The sequence below is a fragment of the Brevibacillus sp. HB1.2 genome, from assembly GCF_013332495.1.
GTDB classification, from domain to species: domain Bacteria; phylum Bacillota; class Bacilli; order Brevibacillales; family Brevibacillaceae; genus Brevibacillus; species Brevibacillus porteri.
On sequence record NZ_JABMIU010000005.1, the window covers coordinates 179,192 to 201,791 of the forward strand.

The window sequence follows — 22,600 nt, forward strand, 5'->3', positions numbered from 1 at the left end:
CGATATGAACAAGGCAGATCGGATCAAAAAAATGAAAGTACCCGCCCCAGTGGGACCGGGACTCGCCAGACGACTTCCGCCAGGACAAATCCTGACAGAGCGGTTTCCCATTTTGCATGAGGGAGACGTGCCGGTGTATGACATGAACGAATGGACACTGCGTGTTTTCGGTGAGGTAGACCGGGAAGTGACGCTCTCCTACGAAGAGATCATGGCGATGCCACAGGTGACAGTGACGAGCGACATTCACTGCGTGACACGCTGGTCCCGTTTTGACAATGCATTTACAGGCGTGCGTTTTCGTGATTTTTTGCAAGCAATTGGCGTGACTCCGCGAGCGAACTTCGTCATGCTGCACGGTGATCACGACTATACCGCCAATGTGCCGCTCGCGGATCTGGAGCGTGATGATGTGCTGCTGGCTCACTCCTTTGATGGAGAGCGACTGACGGACAAGCACGGTTGGCCGCTTCGCCTGGTTGTTCCTCATCTGTATTTCTGGAAAAGTGTGAAGTGGATCAGAGGGATTGAATTTATGACCGAAAACAAGCCCGGCTTTTGGGAGCAAAATGGTTTTCACTTGATCGCAGACCCGTTTCGTGAAGAGCGGTTCTCCGGTGAAGCATTGCCGATCCCAGAGGATGAGTGGGAGAAAAAGGAGTTCGATTGAGATGTTGACGAATCTAAAGGTAGATCCAGAACAACTGCCAAAGCGCGTCATCGTGTGCGGTGATCCAAAACGTGCAGCCTTGATTGCTTCGAAACTCGACGATCAGCGTCAAATCGGGGAAAACCGTGAATATCACAGCTATGCGGGTACGTGGAAAGGCGTTGAGGTAGCGGTAGTGAGCCATGGGGTAGGTGCACCGGGAGCGGCCGTATGCTTCGAGGAGCTGGCGAAGGGCGGCGTTCAGGTCATCATTCGTGTAGGAACTGCCGGGTCATATCAAAAAGAAATCGAGACAGGCAGCCTCGTCATCAGCTCCGCAGCGGTTCGCCAAGATGGCTTGACCAGTCAGTTGGTTCCTGTGGGATTCCCGGCTGTTGCCAATCGCCATGTCGTGGACGCGCTTGTACAAGCAGCAGGAGCAAACGCATCAGACTTGAAGGTATTCGAAGGAATCACGCTGACACTCGATGTCTTTTACAGTGGGGTATTGGAGTTCCCGCACAAGCTGTACCAAAAAGCTGGCGTTTTGGCAGTCGAGATGGAAAACACCGCCCTCTTCGTGATTGCGGCTCTCCGTGGTATGAAGGCAGGCTCTATTTTGGCGATTGACGGGTATGCAGATGCAGACCTGATCGAATCCTATAACCCGCACACCGATGTGATGGCAAAAGCCATTGAAGCAGAAGCGTTGATCGCATTGGATGCAGTCATTGCCGTTTCCCAGTAAACATAGGAAGGCCCAGGACGTTTTAAAGGTCCTGGGCTTTTTTGTAATAGCGGTTAAGTTTTAAAAGACATCGATGAACCAACAAAGCTGGCGAGAAGAAAAAGCACAGGGCTCGTAGACCTTGACAACGCCAACCCAGTCGGAACTGCAAAAAGGGGACCACGCTTGTCGAACACTTCTTCCTTGAGAAGCTTCCGCCCGTAGGGTGGCTTTGGCTCGACGGTCCCCTTTTTGCAGTGTAGAAGGCCAGTGAATCCCCCTTGCGGGCGTGTCAGAGTCGAAGAGAACTGTGCTTTTTCTTCTCCTCCCCAACGTTGACTCAAGCAATCATTCCTCGTTAAAACGATCCAGCATAGAGATCGTATCAATCAGGTGATTGTTAAAAATTTGTCTGGCCACACTCAATAGCTCGATGATCATCGGATCACGCAGCGAGTAGGTGACTTTGTTTCCGTCCTTCGTTCCGTACACGATATTGTTGTTCCGCAAAATGGCGAGCTGTTGGGAAACAGCGGAGCCTTCACTCCCGATGAGTGTCTGAAGCTCGTTTACATTCTTATCTCCTTCCGCCAGCAGCTCCAGAATCCGAATCCGCAGGGGATGACCCAATGCCTTGAAAAAATTCGCTTTAAATTGTTGTAGTTCCAAATTCAATGATAGGTTCCTCCGATCGTAACATCATGTGGAAGTTTCAGTAGGAGCGGATAGACGCGTGCATTCGCGGAAGGCAAAATGCTTGCATCCGAGGCACTTCCCAGTATCTAGTAAACTGAGGGCATACGTGATCGCGTCTCCAGTATGAGCAAAAAAGTGAGCTTCGCCTACGAGGCCATATAGCCCCGTACGCTGCAAGATTTTCTTGGGGCCAGATTGGATTCCGGAAATAAGGACTGTTGTCCCTTGGTTCATACATTGTTTCACAATCCGCGACAATTTCGCTTCCCCGGTCATGTCCATCAGGGGGACTTTTCCCATCCGCAGCAGCAATACCTTTGGTTGTCGTTGAAGGGTTTGCATGAGGGAGCTTTCAAACAAGTCGGCATCCCCGAAAAACAGAGGACCCTCAATCGTGTAGATGCTGATTTGCGGGCAATCGTGCCCCTCGGTAACCATATGCGGCATGACTTTGTCGTGCTTGGACGAGGGATCAGGCAGTACCTGAGCTACACGCAAGCTATCGCGTGTTCGTTTGACAAATAACAGGATAGACAGCACCAACCCCACTTCAATAGCGACGGTTAAATTGGTGAAAACGGTCAAAAGGAAGGTGAGCACCAGCACAAGAGAATCGCTCGTCTTCGCTTTTAGCATGTGGGCAAATTCCTTGCGCTCACTCATATTCCAGGCAACCAGCATCAAGATCGGCGCCATACTCGCCAACGGAATGTGCGAGGCGTAAGGGGCGAACAGCACCAGGATGAGCAAAACGACCAGACCATGAATGATGCCAGACATGGGGGAGGTTGCCCCGGTTCGAATGTTGGTGGCTGTTCTCGCAATCGCGCCAGTAGCCGGAATTCCCCCAAATAACGGAGTCACGATGTTGGCAATTCCTTGGCCGATTAATTCCCGGTTGCTGTTGTGGCGACTGCGTGTCATCCCATCGGCGACGACAGCAGACAATAAAGACTCTATCGCTCCTAGTATAGCAATGATCAAGGCAGGACTCAGTAACTTTTGGACACGTTCCCATGTGATTTCAGGAAAATGAAAGCCGGGTAATGTACTCGGTATCTCTCCAAAGGTAGAGCCAATTGTCGCTACCTTTCCTTCCAAAAAGAGGACGGAAACGACACTGGAGACTACGAGTCCGACGAGAGAGGCCGGTATGCTACGGAAGAATCGGGGAGTCACCAAAATAAGGGCGAGACTCAAAATAGCGATGGCTACGCTGTATACATGAATCGTGTTTAGATGAAGGACGATTTCCCCCATGTTGGACAAAAAATCCTCGTGTCTTTGCAGTTGTTCCAGGCCGAGAAAGTTGGCAATTTGACCAGAGAAGATGATAACAGCAATCCCCGAAGTGAATCCGATGATGACGGGTCGCGGAATGAATTTGATCAGCCCTCCCAGCCGTAGAGCCCCCATGAGAACAAGGAGAATTCCTGCCATGAATCCAGCGAGGAGCAAGTCTGCATAACCGTATTGCATGACGATTGCAAATAATATCGGGATAAAAGCGCCCGTAGGTCCCCCGATTTGATAGCGGGAACCGCCAAAGAGAGAAATCAATATTCCGGCGATAATGGTCGTGTAAATCCCGTACTCAGGCTTTACTCCGGAGGCGATAGCAAATGCCATCCCCAATGGTATCGCGATAATGCCGACGATTAAGCCTGATACACAGTCTTTTCGAAAGGAAACGAGATCGTAGCCTTCGAATCTTGGTGCCCACTTCATGATTGCAACCCTTCTTTTCGTATTTTCGAATATTTGATTATTTGAATATAAATGGATCATACATCCGCTCTTCCGTTCCGTCAATTCCATCCTTACAGGAACTTTTCCGTTTATTAACATTTGCTTCAAGATTCCTTAACGCTCGTACAGTACCATTCAAAGTAACAAGTGAACAATCCCTTCGGTTGGAGCCATGGAGAAACCCCCGACAGCCTTTCCAAGCACTTTCATCGAGAGTTCTTTGGCATTGTCATGTCGCAGGGTTTTTTGTCTTGGGCATAAGGAGGCTTAAGCGAGTGAACCAGGAACAATTTCATGCAAGACTGGCAAAGTACAAGCTGATCGCTTCCGTAAAAGAAGCGAAGCACCTGGAAAAAGCGGCAGAGGCAAATTTGAGTGCTGCGGTACTCTCGATTGGTAACATTGGTGTGATCAAAGGCTACGTGGATTATTTTAAGTCGAAAAATATCCCTGTATTTCTTCATTTGGAGCGGATCGGCGGAATCAGTCATGACCGGGAAGGAATCGCATTTCTGGCGCATTACGTCAAGCCAGACGGGATCGTCACTACGCGCAACACACTGGTCAAGCTGGCGAAAAAGCAAGGCCTGCTGACGATTCAGCGATTGTTTTTGGTCGATAGCGACTCGATTAAATCAGGCCTAACCTCCCTGCAAGATACACAGCCTGACGCCGTTGAGCTGATGCCTGCTTTGCTGCCGGAGTTTATCGAAGAATTTCGAAGTGTTATCGATACCCCAATCATTTCTGGCGGGCTGATTCGCAAGCGGGAACAGATGGAGGAAGTATTAAAGCATGGGGCGACAGCTGTTTCAGTCGGAAGTCCCCTGCTGTGGAAGGAGTGTGTGAACCTTGATTCAAGCGTTGTTATTTGATTTGGACGGGACTTTGCTAGACAGTCGGGATGCGGTCGTGGATGCCGTTGCTTTTACGGCTGAGCAGTACGCACCGGGACATTTTAGCAGGGAAGAGCTGCTCGCGCGTTTTGGCGAATCGTTTGATGATTTTTTGGCGGCAGTTGCTACAGCAGCAGGCGTACCTGACAAAAAGGAAGTGCTGCAGAGATACTTCGCCTATGTACGGGAGCATCATGAAGAACACGTCAAACTGTTTCCGTTTGTTCGCGAAGGGTTGGAAAAGCTGAAGGCGGCGGGCTTCACGATGGCGATCGTCACGAACAAGCAACGGGAGTTTACATTGGCTGGTCTGGAGATGGCGGGGATTGAGCATCTGTTTGAGGCAATCGTCACGGTCGATGATGTATCACGAGGTAAGCCGTCGGCTGAGCCTGTACAAAAAGCACTGGTGGCGCTAGACAAACGTCCCGAGCAAGCCATGATGATCGGTGACAGTCGATATGATGTACTGGCTGCGGTAGGAGCGGGTGTGCAGTCTGTCGTTTTGGAGTGGTACGGACAAGAGAACTGGCTCTACGCTTTTCCGGATTACCGCTACGCTAATTTCGAGGCATTTGTTACGGAAATGCTGGCCGCAAAGGCACAAGGAGGGAAATAAAAACAAATGGCACGTGTGGTGTTGGAGCAGGTAACGAAAGCCTTTCAGAATCAAAGCGTGGTCAAAGGATTGGATTTGGTCATTCCAGACGGCTCCTTTACGGTTCTGGTAGGTCCGTCCGGCTGTGGGAAATCAACCACACTCAGGATGATCGCTGGCTTGGAAACAGTGACGGACGGCAAAATCATGATCGGTGATCAAACGGTGAACCAATTGCCACCTGGCAAGCGTGATATTGCGATGGTTTTTCAAAATTACGCTCTCTACCCAACAATGAACGTGTATGACAATATCGCTTATGGGTTGAGAAACCGCGGAATATCGAAAAAGGAATGCCAGGTGCTGGTAGAGGAGATCGCGGAAATCGTCGGGCTAACCGATTACCTCAAGCGCAAGCCTTCTCAGCTCTCCGGTGGTCAACGGCAACGTGTTGCACTCGCGCGGGCCATGGTGAAAAAGCCAAAGGTCTTCCTGATGGACGAACCGCTCTCCAATCTCGATGCGAAGCTGCGGAATCAGATGCGTGTGGAATTGACGAGCCTGCACAAGCAGCTCGGTAGCACTTTCATCTACGTGACACATGATCAGGTAGAAGCGATGACCATGGGCGATCAGATCGTTGTCATGAATGACGGACACATTATGCAAGTAGCGGCCCCGATGAATTTGTATCAGGAGCCGGAAAATCTGTTTGTCGCCCAATTTATCGGCTCTCCGCCGATGAACATTGTTTCTGCGGAGGGCAAGATTGAGCACGTATGGGGATTCCGCCCGGAAAAAGCAGTGTTGTTGCCTACTGCTGTCTCTGCCATCACGAGCGAAGAGATGTGGAACGCACGAGGTCAGGTCGTATCCAGAGAAATTCTCGGCTCAGATACGCTCCTTCATGTAGAGACGGAAAAAGGCAGGGTCATCGTCAAAGCGGACTCGGAGGTAGCGATGCAGGTCGGCTCCTCGGTCACGGTCACTGTACCGTGGGAGTACATATATGTGTTCGAAAAAGGGAGCGGAAAACGAGTGGGGCGCATGAGTGGACGAGAGCCTGTATCGACACGTGCAGGAGGGGATAGCTGATGCGAAAAGCGGCAACTGTACAGGAGTTGCCGGGTGTAAGCCAGTCGAAAACAGAAGTGCGTCCGTCGGCATTTGCCTGGTCTGAGCTCGCATCCCGACTGCGTCCGTACTTGTATCTGGCACCCGCATTGATTTGCTTTGTCCTGTTCTTCTTTTACCCGATTGGCTCGATCATTTATTTGAGCTTTCAGGACTGGTCCTTGATCAATTTGGAGCAAATGGAATGGGTAGGCTTGCAAAACTATCAGGACTTGATGGTAGACGGAGATTTTCATCAAGTATTGGGAAATACCGCGGTCTTTACCATTGCGACAGTGGGGATCGGCCTGACGCTATCCTTCCTGCTCGCACTATGGCTGAACAAAAAGGCAAAAGTGTACGGCATTATTCAGGCGACTGTCTTCAGTCCTCACATCATTTCCCTGGTATCCGTCTCGATGCTGTGGATGTGGCTGATGGACCCACAGTTTGGTCTATTGAACGCAGGACTGGAAGCGGTCGGATTGCCTGCGTATACGTGGCTGACTGACCCGAAAAGCTCCTTGCTGTCACTAATTATCGTCAGCATTTGGAAAGGTGTCGGCTATAACACGCTCATTTTCATCGCAGGTTTGCAAAGCATACCGGGCGATATATACGAGGCAGCAGCGCTCGATCAATCGCCATGGTGGCGGACGCTGAGACGGATTACCATACCGATGCTGTCGCCGACGATTTTCTTTTTGCTCATTATCAATACGATCTCATCCTTTCAAGCATTTGACACGATTGCCATTATGACGCAGGGTGGTCCAATCAATAGTACGAACATGCTTGTCTACTACATTTACGAGCAGGGAATGGACTTCTACAATGGCGGGATTGCTTCGGCTGCCTCTGTCATTTTGCTGATACTGGTAGGGATTTTAACAGCTTTGCATTTCCTAGTGATGTCCAAGCGCGTACATTATCGCTGATGAACTCGTGAGAAAGGAGGGGCAGCATGTATCGAGTGGTTTTGGCTTCACGCAAGACCGTGGAATGGATTGGACTTTTGATCGTGGCTTTCCTGTTTGTGTTCCCGTTTCTGTGGATGGCATCGACGGCTTTCAAAACGATGCCAGAGGTCCTGCAATTTCCCCCGACGCTTTTGCCTGAGACGTGGGAGTGGAGCAATTTCGCCCAAGCGTGGGAATCAGGTCCGTTCCTTATGTATACGTGGAACAGCATTCTGGTTGCGGTAGGGATTTTGATCCTGCAATTTTTGACAGCGGTGCCTGCGGCTTACGCTTTTGCCCGCTACAAGTTTCCGGGTCGCAATCTGTTGTTTGGTCTTGTCTTGATTGTCTTGATGATTCCTGGACAAGTCATCTTTTTGCCGATCTACGTGCAATTGAGCGGTTGGGGACTCGTTAATACGCTGTGGTCGCTCATCTTGCCGTACGCAGCCAGTGCTTTCGGAATCTTCCTGCTCAGGCAAGCATTCATGCAGGTGCCCGATGAAGTGATCGAGGCAGCACGTCTGGATAACGCGTCTGAATGGAAGATCATGTGGACGATCATGGTGCCGATGGCGAAACCTGTGCTGGTCACTTTTGGACTATTCAGCTTTATTTACCACTGGAACGACTATTTCTGGCCGCTGATTATGACCAACAGCGACGAGGTACGCACCTTGCCGATCGGAATATCCAGCTTACACATGTCCGACGGCGGAACCTTGTGGAACGTCATGATGGCTGGCAACATGATCCTCATTCTACCGATTCTCGTGATTTTCTTTGTGGCACAACGGCATATTATCAAAGCGTTCATCTATCAATCCAAATAAAAAAGATAGCTCTTAGGGAGGAAATCAAATCATGTTTTCCATGAAAAAGACGGGAACGATTCTATGTGCATTGACTATCGGTTTATCAGGAGTGTTGGCTGGATGCGGATCATCTGGAAAAGAACAGTCTGCTAGTACAGGCAGCACTTCTCAGCCAGCAGCGTCTACAGCATCCAGCGGCCCAGTCCAAATTGATTTCTGGTATGCGTTGGGTGGCGTTCGTGGGAAAACCATCGAGGATATGGTCAAAAAATTCAATGAAACACATAAAGATATTATCGTCAAACCAGCCTACCAAGGTGCGTATCAAGAAAACCATTCCAAAGTACTGGCATCTGTAGCAGCGGGCAACAATCCGGATGTGACGATGGTCGAGATCGCTTCGATCGCAGCATTTGCGGATGCAAAGGTTTTGGAAGATTTGACGCCCTATTCGCAAGGGGATGAAAAGAAGTACATTCCAGGTCTCATGAAAAACTCTTATTGGAATGACAAACTGTACGCAGTGCCATTTAACCGCTCCACTCCACTGCTGTACATCAACCGCGATATGTTAAAAGAAGCAGGACTTGATACAAACGGTCCGAAAACATGGGATGAGCTCGTCAGCTTTTCTCAAAAGCTGAGCAAGAAAGAAGGAGACAAAATTACTCGGTACGGCTTCTCGACGCCCGTGGATATCTGGTTCTACGAAGCGCTTGTTTTCCAAGGCGGGGGCAACATCCTGAGCGAGAACGGCAAGGAGCTGACGATCAACAACGAAGCAGGAAAAGCACCGCTTGAGCTCTGGTCCAAAATGGTGAAGGAAGGCATCATGAAAAACCCTCCAGGAGAGAACTACAATGCGTGGGATGTAGCGGAGCAAGACTTCCTGAATCAAAAAGTGGGCATGATTTTTACCTCGACAGGCTCCTTGACGGAATTGAAGAAAAATGCCAAATTTGACATGGGTGCAGCTTTCTTGCCAGCCAATAAAACGCTTGGTACGCCAACGGGCGGTGCGAATCTCGTGATGCTGGCGAAGTCGACCGATGCGGAGAAAAAAGCAGCGTGGGAATTCATGAAGTGGATGACCGATACCGAGCAAACAGTTCCTTGGTCAATCGCTTCCGGTTATATGCCTGTCACGACAGAAGCAATCGATTCGGCTGAAATGAAGGCTTTCTATGAAAAAGAACCAAACTTCAAGGTCGCGGTAGATCAACTGCAATACGGCTATCCTCGTCCAATGGCTCCAGGCTACAAAGAATTGCAGGATGTGATTCAAAAAGAACTGCAGCGTGCGATGCTTGGCCAAGCGACAGTAGATGAAGCGATGCAGGCGGCGACGGAAAAAGGCAGCAAGCTTTTGAAAAAATAACAGAAACGAAATGATAGAGGAGCTGGCGAAATGAACATTTGTATGGCACATCGCGGGTGGTCAGGCAAAGCCCCGGAGAATACAATGACAGCGATTCGACTGGCTTTGGCAGAGCCAGCTATCAAAGCAATGGAAATTGATGTACAGTTGACGCGTGATGGTGTTCCGGTGCTGATTCACGACTTTACGTTGGAACGCACGACCAATGGCCACGGTCTGGTCATGGATCATACCTTGGCAGAGCTGCGTGAGCTGGATGCAGGGAGCTGGTTTGGCGACAAGTTTTCAGGCGAAAAAATCCCTACACTCGAGGAAGTACTAGTCGCAGTAAAAGGTCGCTGCGCGCTAAATATCGAGTTGAAAGCAACAAGTGACATGTACCCGGGTATCGCTGAAAAGGTGCTCGCGCTTGTAGAAAAGCATGGAATGAAGCAAGAGGTGTACCTGACTTCCTTTGACCACGATTTGATCCGTCACGTTCGCACGCTCGACCAAGAAGTACAGACAGGCCTGATTGTATATGGCCGACCTGTACTCATGCTGGAACAGATGGAGGCAGCAGGTGCCACGATCCTCTCCATGGGATATCCGTTTCTGACGCGTGAGCTAACTGCAGCCGCGATTGAAAAAGGCTTCCAAGTCATCGCGTGGACGCTGGATGATCCGAAGCATATCCGCGAAGTCATTTCGTGGCATCCTCAGGTTCAAATTTGCACGAACCATCCTGACCGGATGTGGGAGTTTGTGTAAGCGAAAGCAGGAAAGAGCCGCCGTGCACATGCAAGGCGGCTTTTCTTGTTTTCGTTGTTTGGACTATATCTTGAATTTGCTTACATGAGATTGCAGTTCTTCGGCTATTCTTGCCAGAGAAGTAGCTGATGAACTGACTTCTTCCATAGCTGCCAGCTGTTCTTCTGTGGCGGCTGACACGCTTTGTGTTCCATCAGCAGAATTCTCCGCTACTTCTTCAATGACACTGACCAATTCTACCACCTGTTTGGTACCAAAAGACATTTGCTCAGAATAAGCTTTTACTTCTTGAATTTGGCTTGCTACCTGCGTGACAGCATCTTGGATCTGTTCGAAGGACTTGCCTGCATTGTTAACGACTGTAAGTCCAGTGGCGACCTCTTTGGTGCCCTGTTCCATCGAAAGGACAGCCTGGTTTGATTCGAGCTGAATCGTCGTAATCAACAGTGTGATCTGTTGCGCGGATTGCGCGGACTGCTCAGCCAATTTGCGCACTTCGTCTGCAACAACGGCGAATCCGCGCCCCTGTTCACCAGCTCTCGCCGCTTCAATAGCTGCGTTAAGTGCTAACAGATTTGTTTGTTCAGCGATACCGGTGATGACTTGTACAATTTGTCCGATTTCCTGCGAGCTGTTTCCTAATCGTTTGACGATATCGGCAATGTTGCCAACAGTGTTCTCGATCGATTGCATCTGGCTGATAACGACCTGAAGGGCCTGATTGCCTTCCACTGCAATTTGGGAAGCGCCCAAAGCTGATTCGGCAGCTTGCTGTGCATTCGTGGCAACCCGCTGGGCCCCTGTCGATACACCTTGAATTGCGGTGACACTTTCCTCTACACTCTTCACTTGCTTTTCCGCACCGTAAGCTACTTCCTGAATCGTTATGGCGATTTGCTCGGTAGCCTTGCTCGTATGGTCGGAGTTGACAGACAATTCCTCTGCTGAAGAAGCAAGATCTGAAGCTGTATCATTTACTTGTTGAATAATCGTTCGCAGGTTGAGCACCATTGTGTTTACGGATTGGGATAGCTGTCCAACCTCATCCTTGGTTTGAATCTGCAAGGGTTGTACAGTCAGTTCACCCTCGGAAATGCGGTTAGCCACGGAGGCAACTGCCGCAATAGGGCGGGAGATTTGCCGGGAAACAGCGTACGCGATTGCGATCACGACAGCAACAACAATGATGACAATGATCGTAACCATGTTGGTAACGGATGAAACCGCAGACGTTATGGATTCGACAGGGATATGCAGATACAAACCAAAGTTGGTCTTGGGAATGGGGGAATAGGTGACAACGTATTCCTTACCATTGTCCGAGTAGCTGTATGAGCCCTTTTCTGTTTTTCCTGATTTCAGGATTTCCATTAATGGTTGCGGCAGAGCGGATTCCTCAAGCGGTTTTCCGATCAGATCCTGGGTAGGATGGTACTGAATCTGGTCCTTGTTATCAACGAGAATCGGATAGCCATCGTTGCCTACTTTCAAATTCTTGAGGAATGTAGCTGTGAAGTCATCTACATTGACGAGCCCGGTCAAGACACCAAGCTTCTCATTATTTTTCGCTTTTACAGGGGAAGCGACGATGATAGAGCGATTGCCGGTTGTCTTCGCAACTAGAACATCGGAGAAGCTGGGCTTGTCCTGCATACCGTCTTTGAAGAATTGGCGCTCGCCAAGATTGATTCCAACGCTTTTGGGGAACGTATCAGCCGTTACTTTTCCATCACTTGCGATAAAGGTATTTCCGTCATACAGTTTCATTTCCTCGGTAAACTTGCGGATGAATTCATTTTTTGCCGCTGCATCATCGGATTGAATATCCGAGGTACGGGCTAAAATCTGAATTTCTGTCATACGCCGGTCCAGATATTGATCCATAGCTATGGCTGTACTGGAAGTAAGGTCAACATAGGATGATTTTTGTTTATCAATCAGAATGGATGAAAAGCTGCTCGTGATAAACATCGAAACGGCAGTAAGTGGAATGACGGCCACGACGAGAAACCAAAGGATCATTTTGTTCCTGAGTTTGTTGAACAAAAACATAGGATTTTTCCGCTCCTAATCCGTGATTGAGATATTTCTTTCTTTGTGAAAAGCGGTCTGCCACAAGGAAATATAATACAGGTAGACTGCTGAGTTTAACTCAGCAGTCTGACAAAATATCAATATCCCATTGCTGCGCCTTCACCGCGAGGGTCAGCACCGCCAAATTTTACATTGGTTTGCGGGTCAATCAGGATTGCGCCGGACTGTCCCATCGTATCGGTATAGGCTGCTTCCAGCTTTTCGACTGGATGCCCACGTTTTATTAACTCGTCCAGGACGTCTTGAGGGATGCGGCTTTCCACCTTGAGATTGTTGGAATCAGATCCCCAGTTGCGTCCATGCAGCCATCTTGGTGCTTCGATTGCGTCTTGTACGCTGAAACCAAAGTCGACGATACGCGTGACGAGAGCGGCTTGCGTTTGCGGCTGTCCTTCTCCCCCTTGTGTCCCGTAGAGAAGATAAGGCTTGTCCCCTTTAAAGAGCATAGCTGGATTAATGGTGTGGAAGGTACGTTTTCCTGGTTCCAAGTGATTGATGTGTTTGGAGTCCAAAGAGAAATAGCTTCCGCGGTTTTGCAAAAGGATGCCCGTATCTTTCGCTACGATGCCGGAACCCCAGTCAAAATAGTGACTCTGAATGATGGACACGGCATTTCCATCTTTGTCGACGATCCCGAACCAGGTTGTATCGCCTTTTGGATCAAGCGGTTCTACGGATTTGGCAGCTTGCTTCATATCAATGCGCGCAGCTAAATCTTTCCCGTGCTGCTTGGACAACAGCTCATCCACAGGGATATCCACAAAGGCAGGGTCAGTCAGCCATTTGTCACGGTCAGCAAAAGACTGTTTGGTAGCTTCCACAATCGTGTGATAGTAATCGGGTGTTCCTTCACCCATGCTCTTGAGGTCAAAGTTATTCAAAACATTAAGAATAGAGAGCGATGCCATGCCTTGGGAGTTAGGCGGAACGTTGTACGCTTTATATCCGCGGTAGTCTACCGAAATCGGATCTGCCCAAGTGGAGGTGTGCTTCTCAAAATCTTTCAACGTGAGCAATCCGCCGTTGGCTTGCATGTCTGCTACGATTTTTTTAGCTACTTCTCCTTTATAAAAACCGTCAGCGCCTTTTTTCGCAATGATTCGCAAAGTATTGGCAAGATCCTTTTGTTTGAGAATTTCGCCTGCTGCATAGGGATCACCGTTGGGCTTCAGGAATGTTTTACGGAATCCATCAAAACGTTGAAGATTCTTCAAGTTATTGTCAGTTGGATCTGTCGCGTATTTCGTCCAATATACTTGGTTGGGGGAGACTGGATATCCGTTCTCGGCGTATCCAATGGCAGGCTCCAGCAGTTTGTTCCATTGAACCTTACTATTGCCCATGCTTTTATGGGCGTAGTTGTAAGCCTCCCACCAGCCGGAGACGACACCAGGGACAGTGTTTGCCGATTCATAACCGCGGGACGGGATTTTTTCGTAGCCTTTGTTTTTGTAATAGTCGATGGTTGCCTTTTCGCCTGCGCGACCACTGCCGTTCAGTGCCTTCAGCTCTTTTGTTTTGGCATTGTAGATGAGCCAGAAGTTATCTCCACCAATGGTTGTGTAATGAGGATAGACGACAGCTAATGTGGAAGCGGCTGTAATAGCAGCATCTACAGCGTTTCCACCGTTTTCCAATGTCTTCAGGGCCGCAGCCGTAGCCAGATAGTGAGGAGTCGTCACCATTGCGTTCGGTGACATCGTTGTTGGACGGTTAGCAGCTTGTGCCCCAGAGAATGTTGATACCCCGATGACAGCAGTCAGCGCGACGGTTGAGAGTTTCTTCCAGAATGACATTCCTATGAAACCTCCTTCATGATGAATAGAATAATGAATTCATTAAACCGGCTATCCGCTGTTGCCTCACCTCCTTCAAAAGTCAAAAATACACAAACATACAAAAATAGACAAAAATAGACATTATGTGCGCAAAAAAAGACCAATGATATAGGATCATTGGTCTCGTCCTACATCAATACTTCGGTAGCTGGCAAGCGTGTCCGCTGTTGCGGAGGTAGCCCCTGTAGCTTTGCGTCGCCGGATTTCCCCGGGTTTGCCGTTTCGATATCAATGGATGAAGCATAAAATTGACACATTTACTGATGCGATCGTTGTGGGAAAATGTTCCTAAAACACCGTTTGCCAATAATATAGACTATTTACCATTTGTGGTAAATAAGAAAAAATTTTTTAATCCAGAAAAATAGTCAGGAAAGCTATGGGGAGGGGTGTTTTTCGCAGACATTCACACACCTCATGGGGCTGAATTGCTTATGATGATAAAAAGGCACATAAGCCAAGGAGTGAAACAAAGACCATGATGCATCCCGATACAGAATTGCGCTATATCAACGATGAGATCGGGTACGGTGTGTTTGCGACAAGGTTTATCCCAAAAGGAACGATTGTATGGGCACAGGATAATTTGGACCAGGTATTGGACCCTGCATTTGTGGAAAAACTTGACTCATTACGGAAACAGGACGTGCAAAAATATTCATTCAAGAACCAGTTCGGAAAGTACATTCTTTGTTGGGATAAGGCAAGGTACGTGAACCACAGCTTTCATGCGAATTGTGTGCCGACCATGTATGATATGGAATTGGCTGCACGGGATATTTTTCCGGGCGAAGAGCTGACCGATGATTATGGAACGTTAAATCTGGATGAACCTTTTGAGTGTTTGCCCGAGTCTGACACGGATCGCTCCCGTGTAATGCCCGATGACTTGCTTCGGTATTACCCACAGTGGGATCGGATTGCAGCGGAAGCATTCCAACGTTTCAATCATGTTGAACAGCCTTTGTTGCATCTGATTTTCCCGAAGCATCTCGAAACGATTCGAGGGATCACGGAGCAGCGCTTAGCCATTGATTCTGTCATTCATCTGTATTGCAGGCCACAATGGCAAACGAGGCAGCAATGGAAGACGTGAGCGGGTCGGTCCACGACCCGATTTTGTTGAACTCTGGGTAGAGAATCAGTATTATGGAATGTAAAGGTGAAGTGAAAGGTTGATTTCATTGGAAAACAAGGTAGCGGCATCCAATTTTATCCGCAATATCATGATTGATGACTTGCAAGAGGGCAAAGTAAAAGAAATTATTACCCGCTTTCCCCCAGAACCGAACGGGTATCTTCATATTGGACATGCAAAAGCGATCTGCCTCAACTTTGAGTTGGCACGTGAATTTTCCGGCAAGGCCAACCTGCGTTTTGACGACACCAACCCGGTGAAGGAAGACATCGAATACGTAGAGGCCATCAAAAGGGACGTTCAATGGCTTGGCTTCGAATGGGATGGGCTGTTTTTTGCATCTGATTACTTTGAAGAGATGTACAACCGTGCGGTGCTGTTGATTAAAAAAGGTCTGGCTTACGTAGACGATCTGTCTCCCGAAGAAATGCGTAAAATGCGTGGAACATGGACAGAGCCAGGCACAGATAGTCCGTTCCGCAACCGATCTGTGGAGGAAAACCTGGATCTGTTTGCACGTATGCGCCAAGGGGAATTCAAGGACGGAGAAAAGGTGCTGCGTGCGAAAATCGATATGGCTTCTCAGAACTTCAACATGCGTGATCCGGTTCTGTATCGAATCTCCCATGCAACGCATCACAACACGGGCGACAAATGGTGCATCTATCCGATGTACGACTTCGCTCATCCGTTGGAGGATGCCATCGAGGGCGTGACACACTCCCTGTGTTCACTGGAATTCGAAGATCATCGTCCGTTGTACGACTGGGTAGTCCGCGAGTGCGAAATGGAGAGTGTACCACGCCAGTACGAATTTGCCCGCTTGAATCTGACCAACACCGTTATGAGTAAACGCAAGCTGAAACAGCTTGTTGATGAGAATGTAGTAGACGGCTGGGATGACCCGCGCATGCCAACCATCGCAGGCTTCCGTCGTCGCGGCTATACACCGGAAGCGATTCGTACATTCGCTCGTGAAGTAGGGGTAGCGCGCGCTAACAGCACGGTTGACGAGAAAATGCTGGAGTATTTCATCCGTGAGGACCTGAAGCTGAAGGCACCACGTACGATGGCTGTTTTGAATCCGTTGAAGGTCGTCATCACGAACTATCCGGAAGGACAAGTCGAGATGCTCGAAGCGGAGATCAATCCAGAGAACCCAGAGATGGGCAATCGTCAAATTCCGTTCTCCCGCGAAATCTACATTGAGCAAGACGACTTCATGGAAAACCCGCCGAGCAAGTATTTCCGCCTGTTCCCGGGAAATGAAGTGCGTTTGAAGCACGCGTACTTCATTAAATGCAATGACGTCGTGAAGGATGCAGATGGCAACGTGATCGAGATCCATTGCACGTATGACCCTGAGACGAAGAGCGGCAGCGGTTTTACAGGTCGCAAGGTAAAAGGGACGATTCACTGGGTGGATGCGACCAATGCGCTTCCTGCTGAATTCCGTTTGTACGAGCCATTGATTATGGATGATGAAGACGCGGAGGGCACATTCCTCGACAACGTTAACCCGAATTCGTTGGAAGTGTTGCAAGGCTATGTGGAGCCAAATATGAAAGAAACCAAGCCACAAGACAAGTATCAATTTTTCCGTCATGGCTATTTCAATGTCGATCCGAAGCATACGACAGATGATAAGCTCGTATTCAACCGGATTGTATCGTTGAAGAGTTCCTTTGAACTGCCAAAAGCATAGGGAATATGCATATAAATCAAGCACTGCTGTACATGGAGAACCCGTGTGCAGCAGTGCTTTTTTCTTTCGTGATTATAAATCAACGTGTATAATTATTCTGTTACATAAAGGGGGACAGGTAGTGAACGGGAGAGCAGAACTAACACGTAGTTTGAAGTTGCGACATATTGTCGTAATTGGACTGGGCTACATGGCCCCGATGGCCGTTTTTGACACCTTTGGCATTGTATCTGGAGAAACGGGGGGACACGTTCCTGCTGCTTATGCAGTCACACTTCTTGCGATCCTGTTTACGGCGGCAAGCTACGGAAAGATGGTACGGCTATTCCCTTCAGCAGGGACTGCGTACACGTATACGCAACAAACGATTCATCCCTATGCAGGATTTTTGGTAGGCTGGGCGTCTTTGCTAGATTATTTATTTTTACCGATGATTAACGCCTTGTTGACGGGAGTATACTTATCATCCGTGTTTCCTGACGTGTCGACAGCGTGGTGGATTATTGGTTTCATTGTATTGGTGACGGGGTTAAACGTATTTCGCGTAACGGTAACCGCATCCGTTAACTCGATTCTAGTGCTGTTTCAAGTCGTGGTCGTCGTATTATTTGCGGGATTGGCAATCCGTGGTCTTATGCAAGGTGACGGGCTTGGCCACGTATTCAACCTGCGTCCATTTTTGTCACCGGATATGTCTGTCATTGCACTGCTTTCCGGTGCGTCGATTCTTTGCTTTTCCTTCCTTGGCTTTGATGCAGTAACCACGCTCACGGAGGAAACCGTCGATGCGAAAAAGACGATTCCTCGCGGGATTATGCTCGTAGCACTCGCAGGAGGAGCGTTATTTATTACGGCCTCTTATTTCATGCAATCATTATTTCCTGATGTTTCGGTATTGTCTGATCCAGAAGCGGCCTCTGCGGAGATTGCTCTGTTTATCGGTGGGACGATCTTTCAATTGGTGTTTTTGGCGGCAGCGTTGTCTTCGACACTGGCATCCGGACTGGTATCAGTCACGAGCGTGACACGCTTGTTGTACGCAATGGGACGAGATGGATTTTTGCCGCGACGCTGGTTCGGTTATGTACATCCGAAGCTGAGAACCCCTTTGCTTAACGTCTTACTGGTCGGAGCGTTGATGCTGTTCGCTTTGTACATGGATTTGTTAACAGCAACTTCCTTTATTAACTTCGGCGCACTGATCGCCTTTAGCTTTGTGAACATCAGCGTAATGGCGTACTATTTCCGTAAACAAAAGAACAAGCATAGCAAGGATTGGTGGGGCTTCGTGTTGTCTCCACTCATCGGGACAACGTTCATCGCCTTTCTGTGGGTCAACCTCGAAACAACGTCCATGATGCTGGGCTTGCTATGGAGCTTTGTAGGCTTGATCTATTTGTTGTACCTGGTGAAGGTCAAAAAAACCAATTTGGAAATGGTGAAGTTTGAGGAGTAACATGTGGAAGACAAAGAGCCCTACACCGATTATTGGATGTAGGGCTACTTTTTTGCGGAAGATTAGACTGCTAATCAATTCTCTTCTGTAGGTAAAATCTTTGATGGGAAAGAGGGCAATCATCGAGTACACCATGTATATCGTACCCGTGTTTTACATAAAAGTCCTTTGCTTGAAAATCAAAAGTATCTAAATGAATCAAATGAATGCCATACTCCCTAGCTGTGTTTTCAATTTCAAGAAGAAGTTTGCTTCCCAATCCGGTCTTTCTCAAATCATCTCTGACCCACAAAGCATCAATGTACAAACATCTCCAAGAATAGTACACACAATTTATTCCCGCAATGATAGTGCCATCTTCATCACGAACGTGTTTATTGATTTTTGAAAAAGGAACGGTCAGTTCAAAAGGAACATTCGATTCATTGTATTCAACGATTCTTTGCTCAATAAATTCAGCGTCATCTTTCGTGCTTTCTCTGACTACATATTGTCCCATGATAACTCCTTTATTTAGTTATCTTGAATATTTGATTAGTTTGACTACTAGTATATCACGAGGGTGTATGGAAGACACCGCCGCACGTGGCTCTCTCTTTTTTATTCATTTAGATTCTCCCTAAGAAAGCAGGGGGAAAGCAAACAGCTCGCAGAGGAAACAGGAGAAATAAGCGAAGATCTTAGGGACACCGACCGAGACGGAATGCAAAAAGCGAAACACGTCCTTAAGCGTCCACCTCTGAAACACATCCTGAACCGGCCACTTTGGACGCGGTTTCGCTTTTTGCATGGAGGCGGGCAGTCAATCCCCCAGCTGGTGGCCCTAGAAGCTGAGCGTTTTCTCCTGTTTCCTCCCCACCCTACCGCTAGAACCAATGGTTTTACCCACCCTCTTCTAGACGATCCAGAAAAGAGAGAGTAAACTGGCTACAGGAATATTCCAAACATTAACACTTGACACAAGGAGGAGTTATTCTGATGCTCTCGAATCTGTTCCGGCGGAAGTGGACGACGGTAGATTACGTCCTGATTGTCGTCACTGCCGCGCTCTACGCTGTTGCCATTATTATGCTTGCCAATATCAAGCTCATTCCTTCCGTACCGATTCGTCCGGCCAATGCCCTTCAGCCCGTTTTTGGCATGTTATTCGGCTTGCCGGGATGCATTGGTCTTGCCTTTGGAAATATGGTCAGTGATTTGTTAACCGGAAGCGCACCGCCTCATGCGATCGCGGTCGGTTTCTTTTCTAATTTTATGGGGGGCTTTATCGGGCTACTTGCTGTGAGTCATCCTGCCCTGAAAACAAAACGAAGCGTTTTTCAATACATTGTGTTTGTAGTCATCATCAGCTCGGCAGTAGTAGCATGCGGGATTCTCGTTAATTTTGCACTGGGATTGACTCCGAAAGAGGTAGTTGCTGTTTTCATCCCGACGGTGTTCTTGAACCAAGCCATATCAACGGCAGTTCTGGGACCGATCCTCTTAAAGCTGTTGTACCCATTCGTGAAGCGTTCTGGACTATACCGGGGTCGCCCCTTGCAGGATTTTAACTATCTCGGGAATGAAAGCAGGATCGCAAGGTGAAAACAGAACCATTGCTGCGAGTAAACGGAGTCTATTGGCATTATGAAGAGGGAGCACAGCCTGCGCTAGCGGACATTCATCTGGCGCTTTATCCAGGGGAAGTAGTCGGCGTAGTCGGGCCTGCTGCCGCAGGGAAAACGACGTTGCTACTGACGATGTCGGGTCTGATTCCAGCTAACTACGGTGGACATTTCGTGGGGAGTGTCGAGTCCAATGGCGAGCAAGGCATCGTCTTTCAGGACCCGGAGTCGCAGTTCATCGGGCTGACCGTCGAAGAGGAGCTTGCCTTTTCGCTTGAGAATGCCGGGTGGTCGGACGAGCGAATCGACAAAAGAATGGCAGAGGTACTCGATCTGATCGGATTGAACGGCTTTGCTAATCGTTCGCCTCTTGAGCTATCGGGGGGAGAAAAGCAGCGGGTGGCAATTGCATCCGCTCTTTCCCACAGCCCACAGGTACTCATTTTGGATGAGCCTACTTCTGAGCTGGACCCGGTGGGAGCGCGGGAGGTCTTCTCGCTTCTTTCACGTTTGAAGCGGGAAAAAGAAATGACGATTGTGGTATCGTCCCATGCGACAGAAGAGCTCGCAGCCTTTTGCGACCGAATGATTCTGATTGCCGAGGGGAAAATCGTTCTGGACCAGCCAACTCGCCAATTTTTTGACCAAGTGGACGTGTTGGACGAGCATGGCATATTGGTCCCGGATGTCATCCGACTCTATCACATGCTATGCCAGCAAGGCGTCTTGTCGGCGTCCACTGCTGGTGTGCCTCTGACTGTTGAGGAGCTGGCACTCTACTACAAAGAAGCACGGCTCGTTCGGGAGGGAAGCCTGTGAGTGTCGTTATTGAACTTAATGATGTCTGGTATGGCTATGAAAAGGAAAAGCCGGTGCTGCATGGCGTTTCGCTCCAACTGAAACAGGGAGAATTCGTCGCCATCATCGGGGGAAATGGTTCCGGTAAAACGACATTGGCCAAGCATTGTAATGGTCTATACAAGCCAACACAGGGTACCGTCAAAGTGAATGGTCTCGATACCAAGACGATGAGCGTTGCCCAACTATCGAGAATCGTGGCCTATTGCTATCAAAATCCTGATCATCAAATCTTTCATTCGACCATAAAGGCAGAGGTAGCATTTGGGCCCAAAAACATGGGCTGGCCGCCTGAAAAAATAGAGCAAGCTGTCGCGGAGGCGTTGGCAGCAGTAGGGTTATCCGACAAGGGTGACGAAGAACCCTATTTTTCGAGCAAAGGCACGCGGCAAAAGATTGCGGTGGCTTCGATCTTGGCAATGAAGCCGCAAGTCATCGTGCTGGACGAACCTACGACCGGTCTCGATTACCGAGGCATGCAAGAAATGATGGAGCTGGTGCGGCATTTACACGCGGAAGGTCATACGATCATCGTCATCACGCACGATATGCGTCTGGTAGCGGAGTACGCCCAGCGAGTGATCGTTATGCATAAAGGAAAGCTGCTATGCGACGGGGACCCAGTGCACGTATTTTCGCAACCACAAGTATTAGCTGCTGCCCAAGTAGAAGCGCCTGCCATTTATCGTTTTGGGAAGGCTGCGGGGATCGACGACCCGATTCCCCTCACGCTGACAGCGATGAAAAAACAGTTGCTGGGAGAGGGGATCTAAGATGAAGAATGCCCATCCGAGCTACACGCTGCTTGTATTCGTGCTGCTGGGCTTGCTCCCTTTTTTATTCCAGGACCCGCGTGTGCTAATTGTTCTGTTGGCGATAAACATCGTACTGATTGCCAAGCTGGGCTGGGAGCGCTCTATGATTAAGGCGTACATATTGGTTGGTGGAATCGGTTCGTGCTTTGCAGTGATTACGTGGCTACCGTTTACCAATGTAGGCACTTCGTACTGGAGCAGCACCATTCCGTTGATCCATTATCCCGTGCAAATCACGGATGTCGGTGTCTTATGGGCATTGGGAATGGGACTTCGACTGGCAAATGTCGCGTTATTGTCCATGTATTATGTGTTTTCGACTTCGCCCAGAGAGATAGCGATGGGACTTCGCGGAATTGGCGTTCCGTTTTCGATCAGTTATTTGCTCTCGCTCATTTTTCGCTTTATCCCCCTCGTCAAAAATGATTTGGCGATCATTCGGGAAGCGCAGATGGTACGAGGGATGTCGACGAGCGAAGGAAATGTTCCGGAACGCATCAGGAAGTACAGCTACTTGCTCGTACCGCTCATCTTCAACTCACTCAAGCGTGTACAATTGATTGCCAATGCATTGGATGCGAAAGGCTTTCGCATGCGTAACAGTCAGCATCGGTTTTACCGTAGCAAACGCTGGAAAAAAGCAGAAGTACTCACACTAGTGGCCGGTGTATGTATCGTCTCGGCACTGTTTTACATCGCCAGGCTGCATCCAGATCATATTGGCGTGCTGATTCCGGGGCGTATTTAGTGAGGAGGTAGGCA

General features: G+C 48.8%; 21 protein-coding genes and 1 riboswitch. Of the genes, 16 read left to right on the forward strand and 5 right to left on the reverse strand.

Annotation, left to right across the window (positions count from 1 at the left end):
* Positions 1 to 4 precede the first annotated feature (4 nt).
* Both HPY28_RS14720 and HPY28_RS14725 read left to right on the forward strand, forming a co-directional pair.
* A complete protein-coding gene (locus HPY28_RS14720) occupies positions 5 to 670 on the forward strand; it encodes a sulfite oxidase-like oxidoreductase (RefSeq protein ID WP_173623282.1) in 666 nt (221 codons plus the stop codon).
* 1 nt (position 671) lies between these two features.
* Positions 672 to 1,397, forward strand: coding sequence for a nucleoside phosphorylase (locus HPY28_RS14725; RefSeq protein WP_173623283.1), 726 nt, complete (start codon positions 672 to 674; stop codon positions 1,395 to 1,397).
* A 327-nt stretch (positions 1,398 to 1,724) separates the two neighbouring features.
* Here the strand turns inward: HPY28_RS14725 and HPY28_RS14730 are convergent, their stop codons facing one another.
* Positions 1,725 to 2,051, reverse strand: coding sequence for an ArsR/SmtB family transcription factor (locus HPY28_RS14730; protein WP_005827573.1), 327 nt, complete (start codon positions 2,049 to 2,051; stop codon positions 1,725 to 1,727).
* Positions 2,052 to 2,075: 24 nt separating this feature from the next.
* The gene (locus HPY28_RS14735) at positions 2,076 to 3,800 is read right to left on the reverse strand and encodes a SulP family inorganic anion transporter (RefSeq protein WP_174230829.1); all 1,725 of its coding nucleotides are present in this window, start codon (positions 3,798 to 3,800) and stop codon (positions 2,076 to 2,078) included.
* A gap of 296 nt (positions 3,801 to 4,096) precedes the next feature.
* Between HPY28_RS14735 and HPY28_RS14740 the strand changes: the two genes are divergently transcribed.
* The 7 genes from HPY28_RS14740 to HPY28_RS14770 are packed head-to-tail and all read left to right on the forward strand — an operon-like array spanning position 4,097 to position 10,330.
* Positions 4,097 to 4,696: a glycerol-3-phosphate responsive antiterminator gene (locus tag HPY28_RS14740; protein WP_017252468.1), complete on the forward strand. Its 600-nt coding sequence runs from the start codon at positions 4,097 to 4,099 to the stop codon at positions 4,694 to 4,696.
* Positions 4,674 to 5,336 (forward strand): HAD family hydrolase, encoded by a 663-nt coding sequence (locus HPY28_RS14745; protein WP_173623285.1) that lies wholly within the window; start codon positions 4,674 to 4,676, stop codon positions 5,334 to 5,336. Before HPY28_RS14740 ends, HPY28_RS14745 begins: the two co-directional genes overlap by 23 nt.
* A 6-nt stretch (positions 5,337 to 5,342) precedes the next feature.
* Entirely contained in the window at positions 5,343 to 6,410 is a 1,068-nt protein-coding gene (locus tag HPY28_RS14750) for an ABC transporter ATP-binding protein (protein ID WP_174230830.1), read from the forward strand.
* Positions 6,410 to 7,366 carry a carbohydrate ABC transporter permease gene (locus HPY28_RS14755; RefSeq protein ID WP_017252465.1) on the forward strand — a complete coding sequence of 319 codons (957 nt, stop codon included), beginning with the start codon at positions 6,410 to 6,412 and terminating at the stop codon, positions 7,364 to 7,366. The genes HPY28_RS14750 and HPY28_RS14755 overlap by 1 nt, the downstream gene beginning before the upstream one ends.
* A gap of 26 nt (positions 7,367 to 7,392) precedes the next feature.
* The gene (locus tag HPY28_RS14760) at positions 7,393 to 8,220 is read left to right on the forward strand and encodes a carbohydrate ABC transporter permease (RefSeq protein ID WP_017252464.1); all 828 of its coding nucleotides are present in this window, start codon (positions 7,393 to 7,395) and stop codon (positions 8,218 to 8,220) included.
* A 31-nt stretch (positions 8,221 to 8,251) separates the two neighbouring features.
* On the forward strand, positions 8,252 to 9,580 hold the full coding sequence (locus tag HPY28_RS14765) for an ABC transporter substrate-binding protein (protein ID WP_017252463.1): 1,329 nt from the start codon (positions 8,252 to 8,254) through the stop codon (positions 9,578 to 9,580).
* A gap of 30 nt (positions 9,581 to 9,610) precedes the next feature.
* Positions 9,611 to 10,330 (forward strand): glycerophosphodiester phosphodiesterase, encoded by a 720-nt coding sequence (locus tag HPY28_RS14770; protein ID WP_017252462.1) that lies wholly within the window; start codon positions 9,611 to 9,613, stop codon positions 10,328 to 10,330.
* Positions 10,331 to 10,393: 63 nt separating this feature from the next.
* On the opposite strand, the gene HPY28_RS14775 is transcribed toward HPY28_RS14770, so the two are convergent.
* Positions 10,394 to 12,382, reverse strand: coding sequence for a methyl-accepting chemotaxis protein (locus tag HPY28_RS14775; RefSeq protein ID WP_174225253.1), 1,989 nt, complete (start codon positions 12,380 to 12,382; stop codon positions 10,394 to 10,396).
* 119 nt (positions 12,383 to 12,501) lie between these two features.
* Positions 12,502 to 14,220: a gamma-glutamyltransferase gene (gene ggt / locus HPY28_RS14780; protein ID WP_173623288.1), complete on the reverse strand. Its 1,719-nt coding sequence runs from the start codon at positions 14,218 to 14,220 to the stop codon at positions 12,502 to 12,504.
* Between the two features lie 182 nt (positions 14,221 to 14,402).
* Positions 14,403 to 14,491, reverse strand: a riboswitch (cyclic di-GMP riboswitch).
* A gap of 249 nt (positions 14,492 to 14,740) precedes the next feature.
* Here ggt and HPY28_RS14785 point away from each other — a divergent pair.
* The 3 genes from HPY28_RS14785 to HPY28_RS14795 all read left to right on the forward strand — a co-directional run bounded on the left by HPY28_RS14785 (position 14,741) and on the right by HPY28_RS14795 (position 18,561).
* Positions 14,741 to 15,358 (forward strand): SET domain-containing protein, encoded by a 618-nt coding sequence (locus HPY28_RS14785; RefSeq protein WP_174230831.1) that lies wholly within the window; start codon positions 14,741 to 14,743, stop codon positions 15,356 to 15,358.
* A 79-nt stretch (positions 15,359 to 15,437) separates the two neighbouring features.
* The gene (locus HPY28_RS14790) at positions 15,438 to 17,105 is read left to right on the forward strand and encodes a glutamine--tRNA ligase/YqeY domain fusion protein (RefSeq protein ID WP_017252458.1); all 1,668 of its coding nucleotides are present in this window, start codon (positions 15,438 to 15,440) and stop codon (positions 17,103 to 17,105) included.
* Between the two features lie 121 nt (positions 17,106 to 17,226).
* Complete coding sequence (locus HPY28_RS14795) at positions 17,227 to 18,561, forward strand: APC family permease (RefSeq protein WP_069851145.1); 1,335 nt, start codon at positions 17,227 to 17,229, stop codon at positions 18,559 to 18,561.
* A gap of 70 nt (positions 18,562 to 18,631) precedes the next feature.
* On the opposite strand, the gene HPY28_RS14800 is transcribed toward HPY28_RS14795, so the two are convergent.
* A complete protein-coding gene (locus HPY28_RS14800) occupies positions 18,632 to 19,060 on the reverse strand; it encodes a GNAT family N-acetyltransferase (RefSeq protein WP_174230832.1) in 429 nt (142 codons plus the stop codon).
* A 479-nt stretch (positions 19,061 to 19,539) separates the two neighbouring features.
* Between HPY28_RS14800 and HPY28_RS14805 the strand changes: the two genes are divergently transcribed.
* The 4 genes from HPY28_RS14805 to HPY28_RS14820 are packed head-to-tail and all read left to right on the forward strand — an operon-like array spanning position 19,540 to position 22,586.
* The gene (locus HPY28_RS14805; RefSeq protein ID WP_017252454.1) at positions 19,540 to 20,145 is read left to right on the forward strand and encodes a QueT transporter family protein; all 606 of its coding nucleotides are present in this window, start codon (positions 19,540 to 19,542) and stop codon (positions 20,143 to 20,145) included.
* Positions 20,142 to 20,984 (forward strand): energy-coupling factor ABC transporter ATP-binding protein, encoded by an 843-nt coding sequence (locus HPY28_RS14810; protein WP_174230833.1) that lies wholly within the window; start codon positions 20,142 to 20,144, stop codon positions 20,982 to 20,984. The genes HPY28_RS14805 and HPY28_RS14810 overlap by 4 nt, the downstream gene beginning before the upstream one ends.
* The gene (locus tag HPY28_RS14815) at positions 20,981 to 21,796 is read left to right on the forward strand and encodes an energy-coupling factor ABC transporter ATP-binding protein (protein ID WP_173623291.1); all 816 of its coding nucleotides are present in this window, start codon (positions 20,981 to 20,983) and stop codon (positions 21,794 to 21,796) included. The genes HPY28_RS14810 and HPY28_RS14815 overlap by 4 nt, the downstream gene beginning before the upstream one ends.
* 1 nt (position 21,797) lies before the next feature.
* Positions 21,798 to 22,586 (forward strand): energy-coupling factor transporter transmembrane component T, encoded by a 789-nt coding sequence (locus HPY28_RS14820; protein WP_173623292.1) that lies wholly within the window; start codon positions 21,798 to 21,800, stop codon positions 22,584 to 22,586.
* The last annotated feature ends 14 nt before the right edge of the window (positions 22,587 to 22,600 follow it).

Bases quoted from the DNA above. Each gene is read 5' to 3' on its own strand.
- HPY28_RS14760 (WP_017252464.1), top strand. From the start codon at position 7,393: ATGTATCGAGTGGTTTTGGCTTCACGCAAGACCGTGGAATGGATTGGA.
- HPY28_RS14785 (WP_174230831.1), top strand. From the start codon at position 14,741: ATGATGCATCCCGATACAGAATTGCGCTATATCAACGATGAGATCGGG.
- ggt (WP_173623288.1), bottom strand. From the start codon at position 14,220: ATGTCATTCTGGAAGAAACTCTCAACCGTCGCGCTGACTGCTGTCATC.
- HPY28_RS14775 (WP_174225253.1), bottom strand. From the start codon at position 12,382: ATGTTTTTGTTCAACAAACTCAGGAACAAAATGATCCTTTGGTTTCTC.
- HPY28_RS14725 (WP_173623283.1), top strand. From the start codon at position 672: ATGTTGACGAATCTAAAGGTAGATCCAGAACAACTGCCAAAGCGCGTC.
- HPY28_RS14770 (WP_017252462.1), top strand. From the start codon at position 9,611: ATGAACATTTGTATGGCACATCGCGGGTGGTCAGGCAAAGCCCCGGAG.
- HPY28_RS14735 (WP_174230829.1), bottom strand. From the start codon at position 3,800: ATGAAGTGGGCACCAAGATTCGAAGGCTACGATCTCGTTTCCTTTCGA.
- HPY28_RS14805 (WP_017252454.1), top strand. From the start codon at position 19,540: ATGCTCTCGAATCTGTTCCGGCGGAAGTGGACGACGGTAGATTACGTC.
- HPY28_RS14765 (WP_017252463.1), top strand. From the start codon at position 8,252: ATGTTTTCCATGAAAAAGACGGGAACGATTCTATGTGCATTGACTATC.
- HPY28_RS14750 (WP_174230830.1), top strand. From the start codon at position 5,343: ATGGCACGTGTGGTGTTGGAGCAGGTAACGAAAGCCTTTCAGAATCAA.
- HPY28_RS14755 (WP_017252465.1), top strand. From the start codon at position 6,410: ATGCGAAAAGCGGCAACTGTACAGGAGTTGCCGGGTGTAAGCCAGTCG.
- HPY28_RS14820 (WP_173623292.1), top strand. From the start codon at position 21,798: ATGAAGAATGCCCATCCGAGCTACACGCTGCTTGTATTCGTGCTGCTG.
- HPY28_RS14800 (WP_174230832.1), bottom strand. From the start codon at position 19,060: ATGGGACAATATGTAGTCAGAGAAAGCACGAAAGATGACGCTGAATTT.
- HPY28_RS14720 (WP_173623282.1), top strand. From the start codon at position 5: ATGAACAAGGCAGATCGGATCAAAAAAATGAAAGTACCCGCCCCAGTG.